The 22514-nt window shown below is 43.6% G+C and carries 20 protein-coding genes; 18 read left to right on the forward strand and 2 right to left on the reverse strand.

Translation table 11 applies throughout. The features are described 5' to 3' along the window. Positions 1–9 precede the first annotated feature (9 nt). A complete protein-coding gene (locus LOZ80_RS05565) occupies positions 10–774 on the reverse strand; it encodes an ABC transporter ATP-binding protein (RefSeq protein WP_238170493.1) in 765 nt (254 codons plus the stop codon). Between the two features lie 179 nt (positions 775–953). Between LOZ80_RS05565 and LOZ80_RS05570 the strand changes: the two genes are divergently transcribed. Next, the gene (locus LOZ80_RS05570; RefSeq protein WP_189017549.1) at positions 954–1568 is read left to right on the forward strand and encodes a PH domain-containing protein; all 615 of its coding nucleotides are present in this window, start codon (positions 954–956) and stop codon (positions 1566–1568) included. Positions 1569–2580: 1012 nt separating this feature from the next. Here LOZ80_RS05570 and LOZ80_RS05575 read toward each other — a convergent pair. After that, positions 2581–2940: a winged helix-turn-helix transcriptional regulator gene (locus LOZ80_RS05575; RefSeq protein ID WP_238170494.1), complete on the reverse strand. Its 360-nt coding sequence runs from the start codon at positions 2938–2940 to the stop codon at positions 2581–2583. 143 nt (positions 2941–3083) lie between these two features. Between LOZ80_RS05575 and LOZ80_RS05580 the strand changes: the two genes are divergently transcribed. From LOZ80_RS05580 to LOZ80_RS05655, 17 genes are all read left to right on the forward strand, one after another. Beyond that, positions 3084–3437 (forward strand): DoxX family protein, encoded by a 354-nt coding sequence (locus LOZ80_RS05580; protein WP_238170495.1) that lies wholly within the window; start codon positions 3084–3086, stop codon positions 3435–3437. Between the two features lie 286 nt (positions 3438–3723). Then, positions 3724–4578 carry an AraC family transcriptional regulator gene (locus tag LOZ80_RS05585; RefSeq protein ID WP_238170496.1) on the forward strand — a complete coding sequence of 285 codons (855 nt, stop codon included), beginning with the start codon at positions 3724–3726 and terminating at the stop codon, positions 4576–4578. 83 nt (positions 4579–4661) lie between these two features. Further along, the gene (locus tag LOZ80_RS05590; protein ID WP_238170497.1) at positions 4662–6056 is read left to right on the forward strand and encodes an ADP-ribosylglycohydrolase family protein; all 1395 of its coding nucleotides are present in this window, start codon (positions 4662–4664) and stop codon (positions 6054–6056) included. A 590-nt stretch (positions 6057–6646) separates the two neighbouring features. Then, on the forward strand, positions 6647–9766 hold the full coding sequence (locus tag LOZ80_RS05595; protein WP_238170498.1) for a hypothetical protein: 3120 nt from the start codon (positions 6647–6649) through the stop codon (positions 9764–9766). Positions 9767–9927: 161 nt separating this feature from the next. Further along, complete coding sequence (locus LOZ80_RS05600; protein ID WP_238170499.1) at positions 9928–11061, forward strand: amidohydrolase family protein; 1134 nt, start codon at positions 9928–9930, stop codon at positions 11059–11061. Further along, positions 11058–11438 (forward strand): Rieske (2Fe-2S) protein, encoded by a 381-nt coding sequence (locus LOZ80_RS05605; protein ID WP_238170500.1) that lies wholly within the window; start codon positions 11058–11060, stop codon positions 11436–11438. The genes LOZ80_RS05600 and LOZ80_RS05605 overlap by 4 nt, the downstream gene beginning before the upstream one ends. Positions 11439–11573: 135 nt before the next feature. After that, entirely contained in the window at positions 11574–12446 is an 873-nt protein-coding gene (locus tag LOZ80_RS05610; protein ID WP_238170501.1) for an AraC family transcriptional regulator, read from the forward strand. Next, positions 12443–14200: a sensor histidine kinase gene (locus tag LOZ80_RS05615; protein ID WP_238170502.1), complete on the forward strand. Its 1758-nt coding sequence runs from the start codon at positions 12443–12445 to the stop codon at positions 14198–14200. The genes LOZ80_RS05610 and LOZ80_RS05615 overlap by 4 nt, the downstream gene beginning before the upstream one ends. Next, a complete protein-coding gene (locus LOZ80_RS05620; RefSeq protein WP_238170503.1) occupies positions 14181–15779 on the forward strand; it encodes a response regulator in 1599 nt (532 codons plus the stop codon). The genes LOZ80_RS05615 and LOZ80_RS05620 overlap by 20 nt, the downstream gene beginning before the upstream one ends. A gap of 173 nt (positions 15780–15952) precedes the next feature. After that, positions 15953–16900: an ABC transporter permease gene (locus tag LOZ80_RS05625; protein WP_238170504.1), complete on the forward strand. Its 948-nt coding sequence runs from the start codon at positions 15953–15955 to the stop codon at positions 16898–16900. Positions 16901–16922: 22 nt separating this feature from the next. Then, entirely contained in the window at positions 16923–17789 is an 867-nt protein-coding gene (locus LOZ80_RS05630; protein WP_238170505.1) for a carbohydrate ABC transporter permease, read from the forward strand. Positions 17790–17840: 51 nt separating this feature from the next. Beyond that, positions 17841–19355 carry an extracellular solute-binding protein gene (locus tag LOZ80_RS05635; RefSeq protein ID WP_238170506.1) on the forward strand — a complete coding sequence of 505 codons (1515 nt, stop codon included), beginning with the start codon at positions 17841–17843 and terminating at the stop codon, positions 19353–19355. A gap of 182 nt (positions 19356–19537) precedes the next feature. Further along, positions 19538–20038, forward strand: a complete 501-nt coding sequence (locus LOZ80_RS05640) for a YcxB family protein (RefSeq protein ID WP_238170507.1) — start codon at positions 19538–19540, stop codon at positions 20036–20038. 125 nt (positions 20039–20163) lie between these two features. Continuing rightward, positions 20164–21015 carry a hypothetical protein gene (locus tag LOZ80_RS05645; RefSeq protein WP_238170508.1) on the forward strand — a complete coding sequence of 284 codons (852 nt, stop codon included), beginning with the start codon at positions 20164–20166 and terminating at the stop codon, positions 21013–21015. Between the two features lie 63 nt (positions 21016–21078). Continuing rightward, on the forward strand, positions 21079–21198 hold the full coding sequence (locus LOZ80_RS39410; RefSeq protein ID WP_443147011.1) for a DUF6985 domain-containing protein: 120 nt from the start codon (positions 21079–21081) through the stop codon (positions 21196–21198). Positions 21199–21200: 2 nt separating this feature from the next. Continuing rightward, entirely contained in the window at positions 21201–21938 is a 738-nt protein-coding gene (locus LOZ80_RS05650) for a tRNA(His) guanylyltransferase Thg1 family protein (RefSeq protein WP_238170509.1), read from the forward strand. Between the two features lie 2 nt (positions 21939–21940). Further along, complete coding sequence (locus LOZ80_RS05655; protein WP_238170510.1) at positions 21941–22378, forward strand: AAA family ATPase; 438 nt, start codon at positions 21941–21943, stop codon at positions 22376–22378. The last annotated feature ends 136 nt before the right edge of the window (positions 22379–22514 follow it).

The following is a 22514-nucleotide window of genomic DNA, read 5'->3' on the forward strand; positions in this document are numbered from 1 at the left end:
CGGTATGGTTTAAATGGAGTAAGCGGGTTCCATCTCTTCATGTCCGCCTAGGGCGTACAGCACGCGTTTGCGATAGTCCATGAAAGAGGTGGACACACGAGTACGAGGATGCTGCAGCTCAATCGGAATAATTTCCTTAATTGTTCCGGGTTTGGCCTCCATGACGACAATGCGATCGGCCAAAAAGATGGCTTCATCAATATCGTGAGTGACAAGCAGCATCGTCATCCGGTGCTCGCGCCAAATGTCTAGCAGTGCTTCCTGCATATGGTTCCGGGTAAAAGCATCGAGAGCTCCAAAGGGCTCATCCAGTAAAAGAAGCTGCGGCTGATGCATGAGTGCGCGCGCTATTGCCACCCGTTGGGACATTCCGCCTGAAAGCTGTTTGGGGAAAGCCTTCTCGAAGCCAGTCAACTTGACTAATTCAATCACTTTATTTACTTGTTGCCTGACGGCGGGATCTTTTAAAGATAAATTAGCTGCTATATTTTTCTCAACCGTTAACCAAGGGAACAAGCGGTGTTCTTGGAAGATGAATCCTTTTTCGATACTTGGCCTGGTTACAGGTTGACCGTCTAAGAGGACAGAGCCCTCATATTTGACGTCCAGTCCAGCGGCAATTTTCAACATAGTGCTTTTACCACAGCCGCTTGGACCAATAATGGCTACAAACTCATCCTGTTTTAATTCCAAATTTACATTGCGCAGTGCTTGGACCGTACTTTCCTTCGAAACAAACGTTTTGTTCACATTCATAAATGTCACATTCGCCATGCTGATTTCACCTCGTGTGTAGGAGCTTGAACAATTGGAGTTATATGAGTTGAAATCTTAATTTAAGTATTGTTGAAAGTCAAGGGAAATCTTTTGGTCGATGATTCTTCCAGTCATGTATAATAGGGTTAAACCAAGGATTGGTTTTTCAAAGCACCCCAATTGAAAGGATGATTCCATTGTTCAAGAAGTTTGCGGCAGATGCATTAGGTTTAAGTGATATCGGGAAAGTAATTAGCCCTAGTGATTTTGACAAGGTAGATTCAGATGATTATGTGATGCATGAGGATGGAGAGAAAATTTTCTTCATCATCAAGTCGAAGAAGGACGAATACTGCTTTACCAACCTTGCCCTCATCCACCTTGATGGTGATAGTGCTATTAGCAGCAAGCGTGTGCTTAAGCGTTTCAGTTATCACACAAATGCAATTTCCAAAGTGTATATGGAAACGGCTGGAACGATCGATCTTGATGTCGAGATCAAGTTCATAATTGGGGAAGTCAACTTCTCGATCGATGTGGACAAGAAGCAAATTGAGCAAATCAAAGACTTGTATAAAGCCTTAATTAATATTTCCGAGACAGTAGCACATAATGAGCACTTGTATGATTACGCGAAGCAAAGCGTAGTTATTGCGAAGGAAGCGACAGGTCGAATCACAACGCAAACTACTTCCCCAGTAGCCCAATTCGATGCCATTAACGAATCCGTCTACAATTGGTTGAAGGGCAAGCATTCTGAGTTGAAGATTAAGGATTTTGGATACATATTTGAACGTTATATTAACAATTAAACGGTTATTCATCAGGCTGTCGAGACTTTCTCGACAGCCTGAGCTTTTCCATGTAGGACAATATTGAAAGCAAGAGGCTGCCCTTAAGTCATGAAATTGACTTTTGGGACAGCCTCTTTGTGTATGTGGTAACTGTTTACCACGATCGTTTGCGTTCCAAGGGTTCCGCCGACTTGTGCGGGAGGGAACTACAGTACGTTATTCTAGCCAAAATCGCCCATATCGCGGGGGTGAGGGAACTACAGTCCGCTATTTTGCTATTTCAAGGCAAACTTAGCTCATTTTGTGGAAATAAGACCCTGTAGTTCCGCTATTACTTTAGCATCCCCTCTATTTGCCTAGATAGCGTCCTATAGTTCCCTTACAGTCGCTTGAAAGAGGCCCATCCCCATAAAGGAGTCGGTTTTCTTATACGTGGTAACTGTTTACCACGATCGTTTGCGTTCCAATGGTTCCGCCGACTTGCGCGGGAGGGAACTACAGTACGTTATTCTAGCCAAAATTGCCCATATCGCGGGGGTGAGGGAACTACAGTCCGCTATTTTGCCAATTCCTGAGAAATTCAGCTCATTTCGTGGAAATAAGACCCTGTAGTTCCGCTATTACTTTAGCATCCCCTCTATTTGCCTAGATAGCGTCCTATAGTTTCCTTACAGTCGCTTGAAAGAGGCCCATCCCCATAAAGGAGTCGGTTTTCTTATACATGGTAACTGTTTACCACGATCATTTGCGTTCCAAGGGTTCCGCCGACTTGCGCGGGAGGGAACTACAGTACGTTATTATTGCAAAAAGTGGCATTATCGCGAGCGAAAGGGAACTATAGGGCGCTATTTTGCTATTTCCTGAGAAATTCAGCTCATTTCGTGGAAATAAGGCCCTGTAGTTCCGCTATTACTTTAGCATCCCCTCTATTTGCCTAGATAGCGTCCTATAGTTCCCTTACAGTCGCTTGAAAGAGGCCCATCCCCATAAAGGAGTCGGTTTTCTTATACGTGGTAGCCGTTTACCACGATCATTTGCGTTCCGAGGGTTCTGCCGACTCGCCATCCCCATATAGCGCGTCCAAATGAGCCATATGGGCCACTCCCCAATCATTCATAGCCTGTAATAAAGGGGTCATTTGTTGGCCGTAGGCCGTAATAGAATATTCAACTTTGGGAGGAATTTGGTGATAGACCTCGCGGTGTATGATATCGTGATACTCTAATTCTCTTAATTGTTGAGTGAGCATTTTTTTTGTGATATCCGGGATTGCTTTTTGCAATTCGCTAAATCTCATTGTGCCATTTGAAAAAAGGCGAAGCAGGATAACAGGCTTCCATTTCCCAACCAGGATATCTAACGCTGTTTCAAATTTACAATAAGTAGTCATTAAATTCGCCTCCGTTCCTTTAACTTCCTAAGGTTTATTTTTATATACTATGTTTATTTTAAGTGCCTACTTCCCAAAAAGTTACCCTGCAAAATATTATATACCTAGGCGTTGAAGATGCACAAACAGGGGGCAAACGAATCATGAATATCGCGTTATGGATTGTGCAAGGGATTTTAGCAATCATTTTTATTTTTTCTGGATGGATGAAGGCGTTTCAGTATGAGAAAGCACAAGCGTCCTGGCCATGGGCGAAGGAAGTTTCGCGAGGGTTGGTTTTCTTTATTGGAATAGCCGAATTGCTCGGGGTACTTGGGTTAATTTTGCCTCAAGCGACGAATATTTCACCGGCGTTGACGCCGATTGCCGCAATCGGGATTGCCACAATTGTAGTTTTGGGAGCCGTATTCCATGCCAAGCGTAAAGAGTATCAAGAAATTGGCGTGAATATCGTTTTCTTGGCGTTAGTCTTATTTGTAGTAATCGGTCGCATGTGAGAGCCATAGAATCATTGTGCAGCATTTTAAAAGTTTCTAGAAGTGGCTATTACAAGTGAATACAACGTGAAACTAGCGCCCGTAAAGCGCCTAAAGCTCTGGAAAAGCAGATTCGAAGTCCAGCCGGAGAGAAGAAAGTGAAGTAAAGATAGAAAGAAATGAGCCCCTGTTGAAGCAATTGCTTTAACAGGGGTTTTTGCTGTTTTTTAATCACTTTTCAATTTCATTACTTTTTTGCTGATGGTACTATATAGCTATCATAATTTCGAAGGTGGACTGAAACGAAATGAAGATGAAGATAGAATATGACAATCCCATTCCAATTAATGCTTATCTTTGGTGTCCTAAACCGTATCTGCAGCCTCTTCATTTTCATTCAAGTTTGGAAATGGGCTATTGCTTGGAAGGCAAAGGGCAATTTGTTTTTGAAAATAAGCAGTACGAGGTTAGCAAAGGTGATGTATTTATTGTCAATAATACGGAACTCCATATAGCACAATCTGCTCAGCATGATCCAAGCCGATATATTTTTGTTAATTTCGACCCTAGTCTCTTCCTGGAAGAAGATGAAAGATTATTGCTGCCATTTGCTTATCGGTCTGAGAGATTTGAGAATCATATAGCAGCTGGGACAGCGCTTGCACAGAAGATAGGGGCATTAATTCAGCAGATTTATGAGGAGCTAAACACGAAAGATGAGGGTTATCTTACAATTTCTCGCTGCAAATTGCTGGAGCTGGGTGTTACATTGCTTCGCCATTATAGGAATACTTTCAGCAAAGAGCAATGGCTAAAAATGTCCAAATCCCAGCGTGAGATCAAAGAGATGATGCTATTTGTCAAAGAAAAGTATCTTGAGCCCCTACAGCTTACAGATGTTGCCGCTCATCTAGGCTGGAGCAATGCGCGGACAAGCCGCTTGTTCAAGGAGCATACAGGGAGCAGCTTTTTGAATTACCTGACACAGCTGCGCATTAGCGAAGCCAGGAAACAACTTGTCACTAACCTTGATAGTATCGCGGACATTAGTTTTTCCAGCGGGTTCCAGAGCTTGGCGTCCTTCTATCGAGCATTTAGTTTGGTCGTCGGAATGTCTCCTCAGGAATATCGCAAACAATTTGGCGTTAATCAATTATTTTGAGAATTCGGAAGGAAATTGAGAGGATTGGAAGAGGCCAAACCATTATAATGAGCTTAAATTCTTTCAAAAAAGGTGGAATCACGATGGCTGGCTGGGAAAAATTAAAGGAAATTGTCAATTTAGAAATCGTCCAAAGGGGAGAAGAAGGTTGTGATGTAAGTGGGTTTCAAGCGAAGTGGATCAAGGCTGGAGATGACGAAGCGAAGTTGATGGAAGTTTATCAGCAGTTGATGGAGCTTGAGATTGGTGCGGATTTTAAGTTTATTGAGCCATCTGATTTGCCAGGTATTCTTGCGATGCGCCCGGAAGGACCTAGAAGAATAACTGTGGATAAGTCAGAGGCAGAATGGCTAAATCAATTTCAGGGTGCGTGGCTCGGCCGAAGTATTGGATGTGCATTGGGTAAACCGCTTGAGCAGGGACAATTTATGGGGGGAAGCGGCGGGAGAGCTGGCTGGAAGAATATTGAGCTGTGGTTTAAAGGAGCAGATGCTTGGCCAATTAGCGGATATACGCCAGGGAGTTCACGGGCGTCTGTTGAGTATGGATTGGAACTAAGTCACTGGTGTCATAAAAGCTTCAAGGAAAACATTCAGTTTATGGAATCAGACGATGATATACGTTATACCGTGTTAGGCTTGATTCTTTTAGAGGAAAAAGGATTGGATTTTGATTCTTGGGATATTGGCAAATTGTGGCACATGCACCTCAGCTACCAGCAAGTATGTACAGCAGAAACGCAATCTTATTTGAATTTCGCTCAGGTGACATCACATATGAATGATAGCAAACCGGAGGACTGGGCACAGAAGAGTGAATGGGTGCGAACATGGTTAAACCCGTATCGTGAGTGGATTGGCGCACAAATCAGAGCGGATAGCTTTGCTTACGGCGCTGCGGGGAATCCAGAGCTTGCAGCAGAATTAGCTTGGCGGGATGCTTCCTTCTCCCATGTAAAGAACGGCATTTATGGGGAAATGTTTGTGGCAGCAATGATTGCAGCTGCTTTTAATGAAACTGATAATGAACGTATTGTGGAAATCGGGCTTAGTGAAATCCCTAGAGACAGCCGACTGGCTCATGATATTCGAAAAGCTGTAGAAATCGCACGCGATGCTGTTGATCAATTGGATCTTGTCGATCGTATATGGGAAGCGTTCAAGCAATATCATTCTGTCCATACGAACAATAACGCAGCATTAGTTGCGGCTTCGCTCATCTTTGCGAAGGACGATTTTGAGCTGGCTGTTACGACAGCGGTTCTAGGCGGTTGGGATACAGATTGCAACGGAGCTACAGTTGGATCGATAATGGGGGCGAAGCTAGGGGCAGATAAGCTTCCGGCTCAATGGGCAGAGCCGCTTAACGATAAACTATACGCAGAAGTGACAGGATTCCATCCCATAGCTATTTCGGATTGCGCCAAACGCAGCTATGAGGTGTTTAAGAAGATATCTGCTGAAATTGGGCGGAAATAAGCGTATTTAGCTTGCTTATGTATCTCCCAGCATGTAATTGTAGAGAACCTAGCCGCGACAGCAGGCTAGGTCTTTTTACTTTAGCAGCCTCGTGCGAAGATATGGGAACTACAGTTCGCTATTCTGGTGAAAAGTGTCCTTATCGCGAGCCAGGGGGAACTACAGGACGCTATTTTGCTATTTTATGAGAAATTCAGCGTTTTTCGTGGAAATAAGACCCTGTAGTTCCGCTATGCCCCCCGCATCCCTGCTATTTGCCCAGATAGCGTACTAGAGTTCCCTATCTGGCGCTGCCCGGCACTTTATTGGCCGAATGGTGATCGTTCGGCATGCTTACAAAATCACAAAATGATAAGACATAATATCATTGCTGCTTCCGTAGATGATCCCGTATATTAGGCTGAAATAGCGTAAAGGTTTAGTAAGAGGTAGGAGGGCCTTTACACGCAGCTATTCATTTGGATGCAGGGAGTGATGTGTAGTCCACACAGGTGGCGATATTTTTAAAAGCGCTTTCAAAGTAGATTGCAGTTGGGAAATCAAGCGTAATCCTTAAGAGATGGAACGAACGAATGCAGGAGGAATGAAAGATGAGAAAAATGATGATGTCAAAGCTTGCAGCCTTACTGCTCCCCGCTTTATTGCTTCCACTAGTTGCTTCCCTTGGCGGAGTTCCAGCTGCTAGTGCAGCTCCTATAGTGGCGAATTCCACTTGGCGGCCCATCGATACAACCATGAGTGTAGTCCCAGGTAGCGCTATGGATTTGTCCTTTTTGAATGCTGCGCCCGCGGGTGCGAAGGGCTCCGTGCAAATCGATGTTGACGGTGATTACTATTTTGAGAATGAGCCCAATACGAAAGTGAAGTTCTATGGTGGTAATTTGAACGGCAGTTACGGTATAGACCCAACCAAAGAGGAAATGGTCCTCATGGCGGATCGAATTGCTGCGATGGGCTACAATGTGGTGCGCTATTCGTCGATTGACCAAGATTATGACTGGGCTAAAGGACTTATGCAGCCGCTCACGTCCACAACGGTGACGTTGAATTCAAGCAAGCTGGATAATTTTGATTATTTTAATTCACTGCTGAAGGCACGCGGTATTTATATCGATCTGGATATCTTGGCTTTTGCAAATTTCGAAAATGTGCCCAGTATAGGTAAAGCTGTGTATGGTTCAACCGCCTCGAGGTTTTTGGCCACACTCCTTCCGGACGGGCAAGCCATCTGGCAATCTTTTGCTTCTCAGCTGTTTAATCATGTGAATCCGTATACAGGGTTTGCGCTGAAGGATGAGCCTCAGATCATGGGGGTATCTCCCATGAACGAAGTCATTCTCTATAATGCGGATTTTTCCGACCCGAACTTTAACGCCTGGGTGCGCGCTGATTTCAATCAGTATTTGACTGGTAAAGGAAAACTGGAAATAAAGACGCTTCCCAAAAATTTCTGGAGCGCGGTTGGAGACATGAAAAACGACCTTGCCGAGTACTTCACGGAGAAGCAGTTCGCTACCTATAACGAAATGAGGTCGTATCTGAAGATCACCATTGGCATAAAAGCACCGATCGGCGGCATTAATTATATCAATGATTCGTTAGCTAATTATTGGCGGACACAGGCCGATATTCATGAAACGCATCTGTATAACGGCCTTGTCGATGGCAGAGGAGCGGCCTTCAAATACAATCCGCTGACGCATCCGCGTTACAGCATGATCTTTGCGCCAGAATCAAGCGCGAATTATGTGCCGCAATATGGATCGTTTATTTTCAAAAATTATATTCCCAGTCTTGCCTTGGGTCAGCTGTATCATAAGCCGTTTGCTTTGACGGAATTTAATCATGAGTTTCCGAACAAAGGTCGAGATGACATTGGCTTGATGACGGCAGCAACGGGCGCTTACCAAGGGTGGGATATGCTGAATCGTTTTCATTACGTAAGCCGCGTGAATGAGGCTGTGAATCAAACGCCGCAGGGGGGAACGACCTCCTTTGATTCTTTGACCGATGTGCTTGCAACGATGTCCGAGTACGAGGGGACCCTCGTGTTCCGGCAAGCTCACCTCACGCCAGCGGACGCTAAATTCGTAATTGTGAGAGATAAAACCTATGTAAAAACCCACGCTTCTGCTACGGAAAATGAAAGTCCAGAGCAGAATCGCATGTACATCCCGCATTTGTTCAAGATGGTAACGGTCTATGCTGATAAGCCGGGTGAACCTTACGCCATCTATAAGATTACACCGGATCTCACAGACGCGCAGATTGCAAGCGGGGATATCCCTGCTGCCAATAAAATTACGATTACGAACAGTATGACGTTGAAGCAAGTGGCGGAGACGTTTATTAATGCCATCGATGATAGCGGCCTGAAAACCAGTATGCTTGCGAATTTGAATGACAATAAGTTGGTTTCTGACACGGGGGAACTCCTCTTTGACCTTAATTTGAATACCTATTTCATTCATACGCCTTACGCGGTGGCTGCAGCAGGGACTTTGAATAACAACAGCTATGAGCTTGGGCCTGTTACGATGAGTGCAAGTCTGCCGAAAGGAACATTGTCAGTGGCATCTCTGGATGACCAGCCGCTGGATGCGAGCAACAGAATGCTGCTTATCTATACAACAGATGCGGCAGCGACGGGAGAGTACGAAGAAACAGTTAGCGGTGTAACTTATTATCATCGTGGAACATTACCGACGCTAGCTAAGTACGGCACTGGGGAAGTTACGTTGAAGACGACCAAAACACCCGGAGCTTATAAAGCCTATAAGCTTACAATGAATGGCGTAAGGATCCAGGAGATTCCGGTAAGTGTAGTTGGCGATACGATTACGGTTCCGCTCGAGACCGACAAAGGGTATGGCTTCGAATTGGCATATGCTCCGCTCATTGGCACCGACACGACTGCGCCAACCCCACCGGCTAACGTAACGGCGGTTTCTCCTTACTCAACGAGGGTGGATCTATCTTGGGATACTTCAACAGACAACGCTGGTGTGTCCGGGTACAAAATCTATCGCAATGGCGTTGAAATGGCAACAGTAAACCCGACCGTGTACACCTATAGAGATACAACGGTATCTGGACTTACAGCCTACAACTACGTCGTGAAAGCCTTTGATCCGGCTGGAAATGTTTCTGCTGCGGGTACAGCCTCGCTTACGACCTCGGACATCCTATTTTATGATGGTTTTGAGAGTGGAAGCAGCGCTTGGACGAAACATTACGGCCGCTTCAACATCGTAACGGACGGTGGTTCGCAAGTTTATTTTGCCGACAATCTCGACTATGGAGGGTCCAAGGCCTCAGCAGGGAATACGGCATGGCAAAATTACAGTGTTGAGGCAAAAGTGAAAGCAAACGGCTGGGGCAGCATTTACGGACGTATGGGGCTGATTGCCAGATTCGTTGATAGCAAAAATTTCTATTTCGTTTATTATGATGACCATCTCGGACAGCTTACGCTTCGAAAGCTTGTCAACGATTCGGATAGTACGATTGCCACTGTGCCGCTCTCTTTGAGCACAGGTGTTCAGCATCTGTTCAAGCTTGAGGTGAACGGGAGTTCAATTAAGGCATATGTCAATGGAACGCTCAAGATCAGCGCTGCCGACAGTACGTTTTCACAGGGGAAAGTTGGCGTATATACCCATATTGCGCAAGCTTATTTTGACGATATTTACGTTAGAGCGATTCCTTAGGAGAACATAACCACCTTACAAAATCGCAAAAGATTCAAGACACGACAGCATTGTTGTTTGGCTGCCGGAAACGTAACATTAGAGTCAAGAAGACAGGATGACGGGCCGCTCTAAGCTCGTCATCCTACTCACTAATGTGAACTTTTGGAGGGGCACGAACGATGCAGACAACGACCAATACCGACACAAAGTTACCGGCGGATCAACGTCCGAAGCTCAAGCGATCCATCATTGATTGCGACATTCATCAAGGGACGGGCCTAGAGGCCATCAAACCGTATTTGCCGCGGGCTTACCGCGAACTTATGGAGCAGTACGGCCCTGCGCTGCCGGGCGGCATGCATTTCAACGGAGGCGTGGGCGGCCGAATGGCGGATGCCTACCCAGAGGGCGGCGGGTCTGCCGGCAGTGATCTGGCCTTGATGCAAAGGCAGCATCTCGACCGCTATCATGTCGAATACGGGATTTTGACAGGGGAAGGCTACGCCATTCACGCAACGCCGAACTATGATTATGCCGCAGCGTTTTGCCGGGCGATTAATGAGTACACGATTGACCACTGGCTATCCCAGGACAGCCGCTTGCGGGGCTCGGTCTTCATTGCGAAACAGGAGCCGACGCTTGCAGCACAGGAAATTGACCGCGTTGGTGGAAGATCCGATATGGTGCAGGTGGTTGTTTCAAGCGGGGCCACCAAGCCTTATGGAAACAAGCATTATGACCCGATTTATGAGGCCTGTGTTCGCCATAACTTACCCTTCACCATCCACGTTGGATTAGAAGGTGAAGGCATTAATAGCCCGCATACAGGAGCAGGGTATGTGACTCACTACATTGAGCAGCGGTGTGCGCGTCCTGCGGTAATGGCCGCACATTTGGCCAGCTTCATCTTCGATGGGGTGTTCGAGCGCTTCCCGACGTTGAAGGTTGTCTTGCAGGAAGCTGGCGTCCTGTGGCTTGCCCCGTTCCTGTGGAAGCTCGACCAAGAATGGAAAGGGCTGCGTGTGCAAACGCCTTGGGTTCGCAAGAAGCCGAGCGAATATTTCCGAGAGCATGTCCGTGTGACTACACAGCCGTTTGAGGAGACACCGAATCGGGAGATCTTCGATCATTTGCTAGAGAGCATCTATGCCAAAGAAACGTTGATGTTTTGCAGTGATTATCCGCACTGGGATTATGATTCACCGAGTCAAGCGCTGCCGAAGCTGGATACTGAACTATGGGACAGCATCTACTATCAGAATGCAGCCAAGCTATATGGTTTGCCTCCACGTCAAACGGAGGGGATCAAATGAAGCGAAGCTCGCAGCACATCGTAGGGACGGTAGGGGAGATTCCACCTGGTACCCATAAGATTGTGGAAGTAGAAGGACGCAGCATAGGTATTTATAATATTAACGGCGGTTTTCATTCCCTGCGCAATATATGCCCTCATCAAGGAGCGGAGCTGTGCAAAGGACTGGTGACAGCTTATGTTTCTTCCGGAGGCCCAGGTGACTTTCATTTCGATCGAGAGGGTGAAATTGTGCGTTGCCCCTGGCATCAGTGGGAATTCGATATCTCTACAGGCTGTATGATCGTGGATGCCGCCATGCGCACCAAAACGTATGATGTCACGGTGGAGAAATTCGGTGTTTCGATTGAAAACGATCTTATTTTAGTTCATATGTAATAAAGTAAAAACCTCTCTCTAATGGGCTGAATCCAACTGCCATAAGATGAGGTTTTTATTTCGCTTCTACGCTATGTTCAATTATCTTCACCATTTGCTACAATGGAAGGGATAACGGATAGGATGGTGATAGGCATGCAGGAAACAGCTAAGGAATTTTTTGAATCGAAGCTATTCGTCCCTGACGAATTCGCCAAAAAAGGCGGCATTTGGCCGCTCCGTCTGGGTCGGAATATAGCTAAACCCAGCTATCATTCAGGGCTAATGATTCTCGAGTACTACAATATGCATTTTGTTATGGAGGGCAAAGTAGAGTTCACCTTTGACAAAGAGCAAATTATTTTGTCCAAAGGCGATGTCTTTGCGATGGCACCGGGGAGTACGTTCCGTTATCGGCTGGCGCCGAGTGATACAACGCTGCAGATGATTTGGATCTCCATGGATGGCTCGCAAGCGCCTGAACTTTTTGCTGCTGCCGGCTTTAGCAAGCAGGCCCCTTACCTGCTCGGGGTCATGTCCAAAGAGCTTGAATCTACGCTTCGCCAGCTGTTCCTTCCCCTCAACTACGACATGAAAAGGCATAATGAGTTATGTTCCATCCTATACCGCATATTCGGTCTCATGATTGCATCGGACCCGTCCGAAACGAGTCAGACCGGCAAAGAAAATTGGATTCCCAAAAGCGTTGCTTTTATGGACACATACTATATGGAAAAAATCACAGTAAGTGATGTTGCAGATTACGTAGCTCTTCATCGTACCTATTTCTCGAAAATGTTTTCGGAGGAAATGGGGATATCGCCCGTCCACTATTTGCAACGATTGCGAATGGAGAAAGCAGCCGAGCTGCTTTCCTCGCATTTTATGATCAGTGAAGTTTCCTTAATGCTTGGTTATTCCGATTCCTATGCTTTCACCCATGCATTCAGCAAATATTACGGCAGCCCACCGGGTAGTTGGAGAGCTACAAAGCGGGGTTCAGGCATAGAGAGGACGCAACAACCGTGAGAAGCACACTGGGTTCGATCTCCTTGCAACTTAAGCTTACGTTAACTTTTATGCTGATTCTCATTCCTTTGGTCAGTGTCAGTATGTTTGCGAATAATTACTCGCAAGGCATTATGAATGTGCAAATTAGTGACCGGACGAAAGGCGCACTCCTTACGTCACTTGCCTATATGGAGCAAATTGCTAGTAACATGGACCAGCAAACACTGCTGATCAGCTCTAATCCCAGCATAGTAAACATCTGGAGAGATATCGAAGATCCTCTTAATCCTAAACTTCTATACGATATCCATACGGTACAACAGCAATTGAGCTCGCTTACGAATATCAATGGTGCCATTCAAGAAGCTTACATTGTTCACGGGGCTAGCGGCAATGGCGTTTCGACAGCGCTTGGAGCGGTCAGATGGCCTAAGATCAAAGAAGAAGGCTGGTTCCAACAAGTCGTTCAAGGAATTGGTTCTTTGGTTATTTATATCCCTACTGTAGATTCGAGCGAAGACCAGAGCTTATATTTGAAGGACTCCAATATGTACTACATCCGACTGCTTGACGTTCTAAGAGGCACGCCAGAACCGAACGTATTGATTTTCTCTGTTAATAAATCGTCCCTTCAAAGTATCATTCAACATCTCCAAACCACAGAACGTATGAATATCTCTATGTACTACAACAACAGGCTTATTGTGGAGACAAATCCGGCTGCGAAGATCACGTATGCTTCTGAAATGTTCACTATGAAAGAAACAAGCGGGGCTTGGTCTATCCAATTAGAGCAGCCAAAGGAAGAGATTTTCAAGCAATCCCATCGCTTACAACTGTTTACCTACCTCATTATCCTAATCAGCATTCTGCTTGCGGTGTGGACGGCCTGGCTGATTTATATTCAAATTCTTAAACCTTTACGTCAATTATCAAGTGCTTTCAAAGTAGTCAGTCATGGAGATCTAAACTATCAAATTGTACATGGCCGAAAAGATGAGTTTGGATTTGTCATGAACGGATTTAATCAGATGGCGGAGTCTCAACGAATTATGATCGAGGAAGATTATGAGAAGGAGCTGCGCTTAGCCAAGTCGGAGTTTAGCTTGCTGCAATCGCAGATTAATCCGCATTTTCTCTATAATACGCTTGATTCTATCTATTCGGTCGCCGTCAAATACAAAATGAAAGAAATCAGTGAAATGGTCATGAATTTGGCCAAATTTTTCAGGGTCAGTTTGGGAAAGGGAGGACATCCAACTTTTACATTAGAGGAAACGATACAGCATCTGTTGTATTACATTCGCATTCAACAAATGAGAACGGAACACTTTACGGTGGAAATTGCATTGGACAAAGGTTCGGAGACCCTGCCTGTGCTTAAGTTGCTTTTGCAGCCTATTGTGGAAAATGCCATTATTCACGGCATAGAAAAGTGCCCGTTTGATGGAGAACTGCGGATTCGCTCAAGAATTCATGCTGATTTTCTGTTTATAGAGGTCGAGGATACAGGTATGGGTATGCCAGAGGCGCTGTTAGCGCAAATCAAAAGGGAGTTAAGCACGTTAACGAGTCAGCTTTACCGAATTCCACAGGAGAGTCCTTCGAGTCAGTTTTTTGGATTGAAAAATGTGAAATCACGCATGAAATTATATTACGGGGAAGAAGCAGACGTCTGGATTGAAAGCGAAGAGGGGGCTGGGACCAAGGTCACCTTACTGATTCCGGTACGACTGCAGGAGGGCAAAGGTCATGAAGCTGCTCGTCGTTGAAGATGAATTACATGTTAGAGAACGGATTGCCTATGGCATCGATTGGGAAAATTATGAGATTGAAGTCGCCGGCGCCGTGGGAAATGGCAAGGAAGCTATCATCGCTGTAGAGAAGGATTGTATTGATATCGTCATCACCGATATTCATATGCCGGATATGAGTGGTCTCGAGCTGGCCAAAATGCTTCAGAACGAATATCCGCATGTGAAGGTTATTATCCTAACAGGCTATGACCATTTCGAATATGCGCGTGACAGCATCGATTATGGGGTGTTTAAATATCTCGTCAAGCCGGCGGAGAATGAGCTTGTACGGGAAACCGTCGTAAGAGCCAAGCAGCTTCGTGAACAGGAATTGAACGACATTCATAACATAGCGTTTCTAAAGATGAGATGGAAAGAACATTTACCGCATCTTAAACAATTATTTTATAAAAACTGGTTAAACGGGCGCTACTCTTCTTGGGAGTTAGATAAACGCAGTCAGGAGATCAGCTTCTCTTTGGCAGGAAAAAAGTTTGTGCCGGTCACGCTCGATATGGACCCGCTGGCGGAAACGAACGATCGCTTTCTAGCGGATGAGCGTCCGTTAATCCAGTACTCGCTCTTTAACATTACCCAAGATGTGATGGAGGGGACAGATAGTATCGTTTTACAGGATGATGACGGTTTGACCGCGATTATTTTCTTTGCTCCTGCTAGTGAAGAGGAGTCAGGATTCCAACTCAAAGTCAATCAACAGCTCAGCAGACTGCTGAGCACGGTTAGATCCTGTTTGAAGCTGACAGCTAGTGCCGGAATTGGCACTTGTGTGGAGGACCACGCCTTGCTGCCCATTGCCTATAAACAGAGTAGAATGGCTCTGCAGGAACGCATCGTGCTGGGCAATGATACCGTCATTCCTTATCGGAACGATGCGCCTGCGAAGTCGCCATGGTTAAATATGAATGATCTGGAGAAAGAAATTGAGATGGCCGTGGAAACGGGAAACGAGAGCAAGAGGTCCGAACTCATTCGCATTTTAATGGACATGGGCTTTTCACCTAGCCACCAAATTGCCGATGCCAAAGAGATGCTGCTTCGAATAACCGCCTTACTGACCCGAATTGTCAATTCTCACGGGTGGAGCTTGCGGGAAACGCTGGCCGAGGATTATACGGATTTCATGAACTTCAATCAATTGCTGGCGAAGGAGCAGCTCGTGGAGTGGCTGCATCGCATGATGGCGCGAATCAGTCGCTCCATTAGTGAGCGCAGAAGATCGGGTACCCATATTACGGTCAGTGAAATTATGGCTTTCATTGATCGCCATTTGTATGAGGAAGAGTTAAGTTTATATTTTGTCGCGGAGAAGATGTATATGAATTATTCCTATGCAAGCCGGATATTCAAGGAGGTGACCGGCAGCTCTTTTTCGGATAATGTGCTGAAATTACGGATGGAAAAGGCCAAGGAACTGCTGGCAACAGGGATCAAAGTGTATGAAGTCGCCGAACAGGTTGGCTATAAGCATGTTAATTATTTCTCAAGGAGTTTTCAGAAATATTGGGGAATCAAACCGAGTGAAATGAACAAATGATCGGCTTGTTAATGAAACCAAGGCACTCAGCACACGTTGCGGGTGTCTTTTTTTATTGTGAAAAACGTAAAATTTGTTGCTACTAAAGTCGAAGTATTAGTCTACATTTTCACTCCCTGCAAGGATATAGTTAATACAAGAGAAGAGCACGATAGCTAAGGAGCACACAAATCATGAAGACAAATTCTTGGGCATTAAGCAGACAAAAGGAAGTAACAAAAGGGAGGTCCGTGAAACTCCTGAAGTATTGGGATTTGTTTCTTATGATTTTACCGGCTGTTATCCTCACCATCCTCTTCAAATATTTGCCGATGTATGGCGTCATCATTGCCTTCAAAGATTACAATCTGATGAAAGGCGTGTGGCAGAGCGATTGGGTGGGACTTCAATATTTTCATGAGTTATTTGCTTTTGATGAATTTCCCAGAGTAGTTAGAAACACCTTGATGATTAGCATGATGAAGCTGCTCATAGGCTTTCCAATTCCAATTATCCTGGCCTTGCTGCTGAACGAGCTCAAATTCGTTAAGTTTAAACGAATGGTTCAGACAATTACTTATCTGCCTCACTTTATTTCATGGGTAATTATCGGGGGACTCGCCATTGATATGCTGTCTCCAAGCAGCGGGATCATCAATAGAATCATCGAGATGATAGGCTTTCAACCCATCTTTTTCATGTCGGATGAAAGCATATTCCGTTGGATTCTCGTTGGTTCGGATGTTTGGAAGGAAGCGGGTTGGGGAGCGATCATTTATCTTGCTGCCTTGCTGGGGATTAATGATGAGCTCTATCAAGCGGCTACCGTGGATGGAGCGAATCGGTTTCGGCAAATTTGGCATATTTCACTGCCAGGTTTGAAGTCAACCATTATTATCATTCTCTTGCTGCGAATCGGATATATCTTGGATGCAGGTTTCGAACAAGTACTGGTTATGTATAACCCGACTGTCTATGATGTGGCAGATATCATTGATACGTATGTGTTTCGGGTGGGTTTAGGCTCTATGCAATTTGGTCTCACTACGGCGGCAGGGTTATTCAAGTCAGTCATTGGCTGCGTACTCTTGATTTTAGCGAATGTTTTGGCCAGGAGAATGGGTGAAGAAGGAATTTTCTAAAGTAGAGAAAGTAGGAGTTGGGATGAAAAGCATTCGGGGAGAATCCATATTCAGTTATGTCAACGTCATCGTATTGTCGTTGCTCTCATTATCAACCGTCGTACCCTTTATCCATATTATAGCGAAGTCCTTGAGCGGAGAAACGTATATTTTGGCCAAAGAAATTTGGCTGTGGCCCAAGGGATTCAACTTCGCTTCTTATGAATACGTGCTCTCTTTTAAACAGTTTTACATTTCGTTTTCTAATTCCTTGCTAATTACCATTGTGGGAACCGCAATCAGTATGGCAGTCACTATGCTCGCTGCGTTTCCGCTATCTAGAAGAAGCTTTCCTCTTAAAAGAGCGTTTATGCTGTTCTTTGTCATTACGATGTTTTTCAGTGGCGGACTAATCCCGACCTATCTGGTCGTAAAACAATTAGGCTTACTGAACACCCTCTGGTCGATTATGCTGCCAATGGCCTTGGCGCCGTTTAATTTAATCCTGGTACGCAACTTTTTCATGAGCCTGCCAGAGGCTTTGGAAGAGTCAGCGATTATGGATGGGGCTTCTAATATACGGATACTTGCTTGGATCTATCTGCCATTGTCTCTTCCGACCATCGCAACGATTGCCATGTTTTATGCTGTTGGTTACTGGAATAGTTTTTTTCAAGCGATGATGTATATCACCGATAGAGGTCTGATGCCACTGCAAGTATTCCTCATGCAATTAGTGACGAACTCTAAGCCAGGCGATATGGCGATTAGCGGAGGTTTAAGTGAAATCACACCTGAATCCGCCACAGCAGCGGCTATTATCTGTGTAGTATTTCCGATTCTATGTGTGTATCCCTTCATTCAGAAATATTTTGTTAAAGGTGTTATGTTAGGTGCGGTCAAGGGGTAATCCTCCTCTTATCGAACTTTCATATGTATAATTAGACAGGGAGGCGCAATCATGATGTTTAGAAAAACAGCGGTAATCAGTATGAGTGTTGTTATGTGTATCCTATTCATGTCGGGGTGCAGCACAGGCAAAGACGCAAGCCCAAGCGGAACAGAGAAGACAGCGGCAACTAGCGAGAATGGGGGAGGGGCTAAAGCGCTTAAGGATTTGAAGATTACGCGACTCTATCACGGCGTTATGGAGCAATTCAAAGGTTCGGACACGATGAATAGCAACAAAATTATTAACAAGCTAAGAGAGAATTCAGGCTTTAATATTCAATATGATTCACTTCCCAATGAGAATCCAGCGCAAAAGATATCGATTATTTTCGCTTCCGGCGATGTGCCTGATCTCATGATGGTTGCTGGCAAATCCGATTATTTTAAGCTGGCTAAACAAGGCGCACTTGAGCCTCTCGATGATTTAATTGCGAAGCAAATTCCTAATTTATCCACGATGGCCAGCAAAGAAACACTGGATGCTCTGAGGTATGACGGGAAAATTTATGCGATCCCTTATCGGAATGCGTTAAAGGTAGGCAATGGCCTTGTTGAGCGCGCAGATATATTGAAGGAACTAAACTTGAATGCGCCAACAACGATCGATGAGTTTTATTCGACAATGAAGACGATTAAAGAGAAGAAAAATATTGCGCCACTGACCATGGCGACTTCAAGTGCAGGATCTTTCTTTGATGGATTCTTTCCTTTCTCCGCCGCCTATGGCGTATCCACACCCACAGTCGTCAAGGACGGGAAATTGAAATTTTCCTGGGTGCAGCCCGAATACAAGGAATTCATAACAACCCTCAAAAAATGGTATGATGAAGGGCTGTTGGATCCGGAATTTGCTGTTAATAAAGATAGCAAAGATAAGCTGATTAACGGAACAGCCGTGTTTAATACGCTGTATTTCTCATCAGGCATTGACGTTGATAAGGCTTTGCAGGAAAAGAAAAATGGCGGTAATGTGCAGTTTATCGCGCCACCCGTTGGGAAAAATGGGCAATCGGGCATTCAGGATGCCTCGATTTCAACGCAGTACGTTATAATTCCCAAGCAAGCTAAAAACAAGCTGGGTGCAGCCCAATATCTGAACTTTTTGTACAAGCCGGAAACCGACATCTTGATCAATTATGGCATCAAAGACGAAGATTACACAGAAGCGAATGGGGCATATACGCAGACCAAGGAGCAGAGTGACAAAATTAGCTGGCGTTCGATGTACGGTTTAGGCGATACCGATTTTGGCATTAATGCAAGACTTAAAGCCAAAAGTTTGTTGCCTTATTACGAGCCTCAGCTGGCATTCAAAAAATCGCGCGAGGAAACGAATTTCGCGCCATCCATTGAAGCGTACGATTCCAAATTCGCAGAATTACGTAATTACGTTGAAGAAAACTCGATGAAATTTATTATGGGTAAACGTGATTTGTCTGAGTTCGACAAATTTACACAGGAGTTTGATGCTAAGGGCGGTAAGGCCGCGATTGATGCTGTGAACGAGTGGTATACGAAGAAATGATTGTTTGATTTTAACGTAGATAATGGAAAGACCGGGACTCCATTGTGGGGTTCTGGTTTTTTTTGTGGAGTTTTTATTTGAATTTGATGGTATAATATACCAAATTATATAAATCCATTTGCGGTTAAGTCAAAGAATGACTTTTAATTGAAGTAACGAAAATAGTAAGGGGACAAGGTCAAATGAAGATTACAACAAACATTACGAGGTCTGATTACTGGAATTACAACAAGTACGCTTTATTCAATATACCTAAACTAAGAAACAGATTTATGTTAAGCAATATATCGGTACCAGTCGTCGTAACTATTCTTTTGTTGTTATTTAAACTTCCATTCGTTTTCTCTTTATGCTGGGGAATCTTTGGAGGAGGGCTTGCATGTGTATTCTCCTATTTAAATATGAAAAAAAGAGTGATGAGCTATCCAGATAGTAAAGAAGGAATACTGGGAGAGCGTACAGTTGAAATAAACGAAATAGGCATACATCAACTAAATTCAGTAAGCCAAAGCAGCTACAAATGGAGCGGAGTCAGAAGTGTAGAACAAGACGAGAGGTATATTTTTGTTTTTGTTGATTCGATTATGGCGTATATCATACCCAAGAGATCATTTGGTAGTGAGGGAGAGAGTTTAGAATTTTTCCGTCAAGCTCAAAATTACCTGGCTAAGGTTTCCACATAAATAGATATTCATAATGTGTTTCAACGTATCATTATTTATTTAATCTTGATGGAACAGACAATGACGATGTATTGAGTTTCACTGTCTTTGAATGAAAGAGCAATTTTTGTGGGGTGAATGAGGAGATGGATTCGATTGAACTTCTCCATACAATAGCAAGGAAATATTGTATGGTGAAAAGCAAGTTCTGGAGCAGGAAATATTCTAGGTTAATTAATGGTGGTAAGGATAGATTAGCTGATGGAGATTACTCACATGAAGCCAAAAAATTATTTCCTAGATATATTGTCTTAAATGCAATATTGCCAGAAGTTGAACGTTATGAACCTAAACATTTCTCAACTATTGAAGATGCAAAAAACACAATTTTATATGTAATTCATAACGCTCAAAGCTTGTTAACTCAAAATGAAGAAGATATTGTATGTCAACGAACTATGAAAGAAGAACGTGTGGCATTCAGTACATATGTAGATAATTTATGTGTTGAGGTACTTGGTGGTTTAAGACATGTAAAAGCTTTATTTTATAGAAGAACTCTATCTACAAAAGAAAAATCAGCTGTATGGCGTGATTTAAAGAATAATTGGGGCATAGACGATTATTGGTATCCCCTATCTGATTCTAAACCAGCAGATGTGGAAGCCTTCATGGAGGATTATTTCGAATCAGAAGTGGGTTATCCTGTGCTCAGAGAGATACTTAAAAAGCATAATATTGAAAAAGTATTTGAATTGAGAGAATTTAGTTCATCGCCAGAGTATGAAATTGATGTAAATAATTTCCGACCAACATACAACATCAATGGTGAGGGTTATTGGTGTTCAAAAGAAATGGATTGGGTTGTATACGCATCTCATGAAAATTCAATAACGATAGGTGGAGATTGGTTAATAAAAGAGATTAGGAAAGTATGGCTGAATTGGGAGGAACGTTGTTGGTTGGATTGGAAAGAAAGAATAAAAAGAGGTATTTAATACACTTCTAAACTATTTGAAAGGAGAAGTAATAAGGGACTATAGTTTTTTCAGGGAAATGGATTGATTATTAATAAATATTTAATCAATGGCATTGGTTATTTTGGGTTTGAATTCGATTGCTTGTGGGATGAAGAGCACGGTTTTGGTGTAATGCTATTTCGGAAAGGAGAAATGGGATAGGTATGAAGAAAGATGATTTTGGCAACAGAATGAAGGAGTATGAAAATGCTTTTAGAGATAGTTTGCCGCGTAGACTTCCTGTGATACTAAGAATTGACGGTTGTCACTTTCATACTTATACAAGAGGAATGAAAAAGCCATTTGATGAAACTTTAACAAATGCATTGTGGGAAACATGCAAGTATCTCGCTCAGAATATTATGGGATGTAAAATTGTTTATCATCAGAGTGATGAGATATCAATCTTACTTACCAATTATGATAAATTAACAACCCAATCTTGGTTCGAGAACAATATTCAAAAAATGGTCTCAGTTTCAGCATCAATGGCAACAGCTAAATTCAATGAGATTATCAAAAAAGATTATCCAGACAAAGCCTTAGCAACTTTTGATAGTAGGGCATGGGTACTTCCACACGATGAAGTTACAAACTATTTTCTCTGGAGACAGCAAGATGCCACAAAAAACAGTATTTCTATGGTGGCGCAAGCTAACTTTCCACATAATCAGTTACAAGGTCTAACAGGAAAACAGCTTCAAGATAAGCTATTCTTAGAAAAAGATATTAACTGGAACGACTTACCTGCATGGCAAAAACGTGGAGTTTGTATTACTAAGCAGCAGTACTATAAAGGTAATGCCATAAGAAGTAAGTGGGATGTTGATCACGAAACACCGATTTTCTCACAGAATAGAAACTATATAAACCAATATGTATATAGGGATAAGGATGAGTAATTGTGGAATGTGTTATTTTTATTGGAATTCAAGCGTCAGGTAAATCGACTTTTTACAAACAGAGATTTTTTAACACACATATTAGAATTAATTTAGATATGCTTAAAACAAGATATAGGGAAAACATTCTTGTTACTGCCTGTGTTGAAGGAAAACAACCTTTCGTTGTCGATAATACCAATCCAACAAGTGAAGAACGAGTTAAGTATATTGAAAGTGCTAAACATTCAGGTTTTAAAGTTACTGGTTATTATTTTGAGCCTTGTTACGAAGAATCAATTATTAGGAACGATGAACGAGGAGGGAAAGAAAAAGTACCTCAAGTTGCAATTAAGAGCACAATTAGCAAACTACAGAAACCTGTAATTGAGGAAGGGTTTGACGAATTGTACAAAGTAAGATTGGTGGAGGGGGAGTTTCGTGTTGAAGAAATCTGTTAGACTTTGAGGACGGTAATCCTCAAGGTCTTTCTTTGGTCTTACCCAATGTAGAATGATATTACCGGCAAGGTTTAATCAAACTTATTCCTGTATGAGATTTTTCAGACGGCAAACGTTGCAGACGAACTGCCAGCCT

The sequence above is a fragment of the Paenibacillus sp. HWE-109 genome, from assembly GCF_022163125.1.
Classification (GTDB): Bacteria; Bacillota; Bacilli; order Paenibacillales; family NBRC-103111; genus Paenibacillus_E.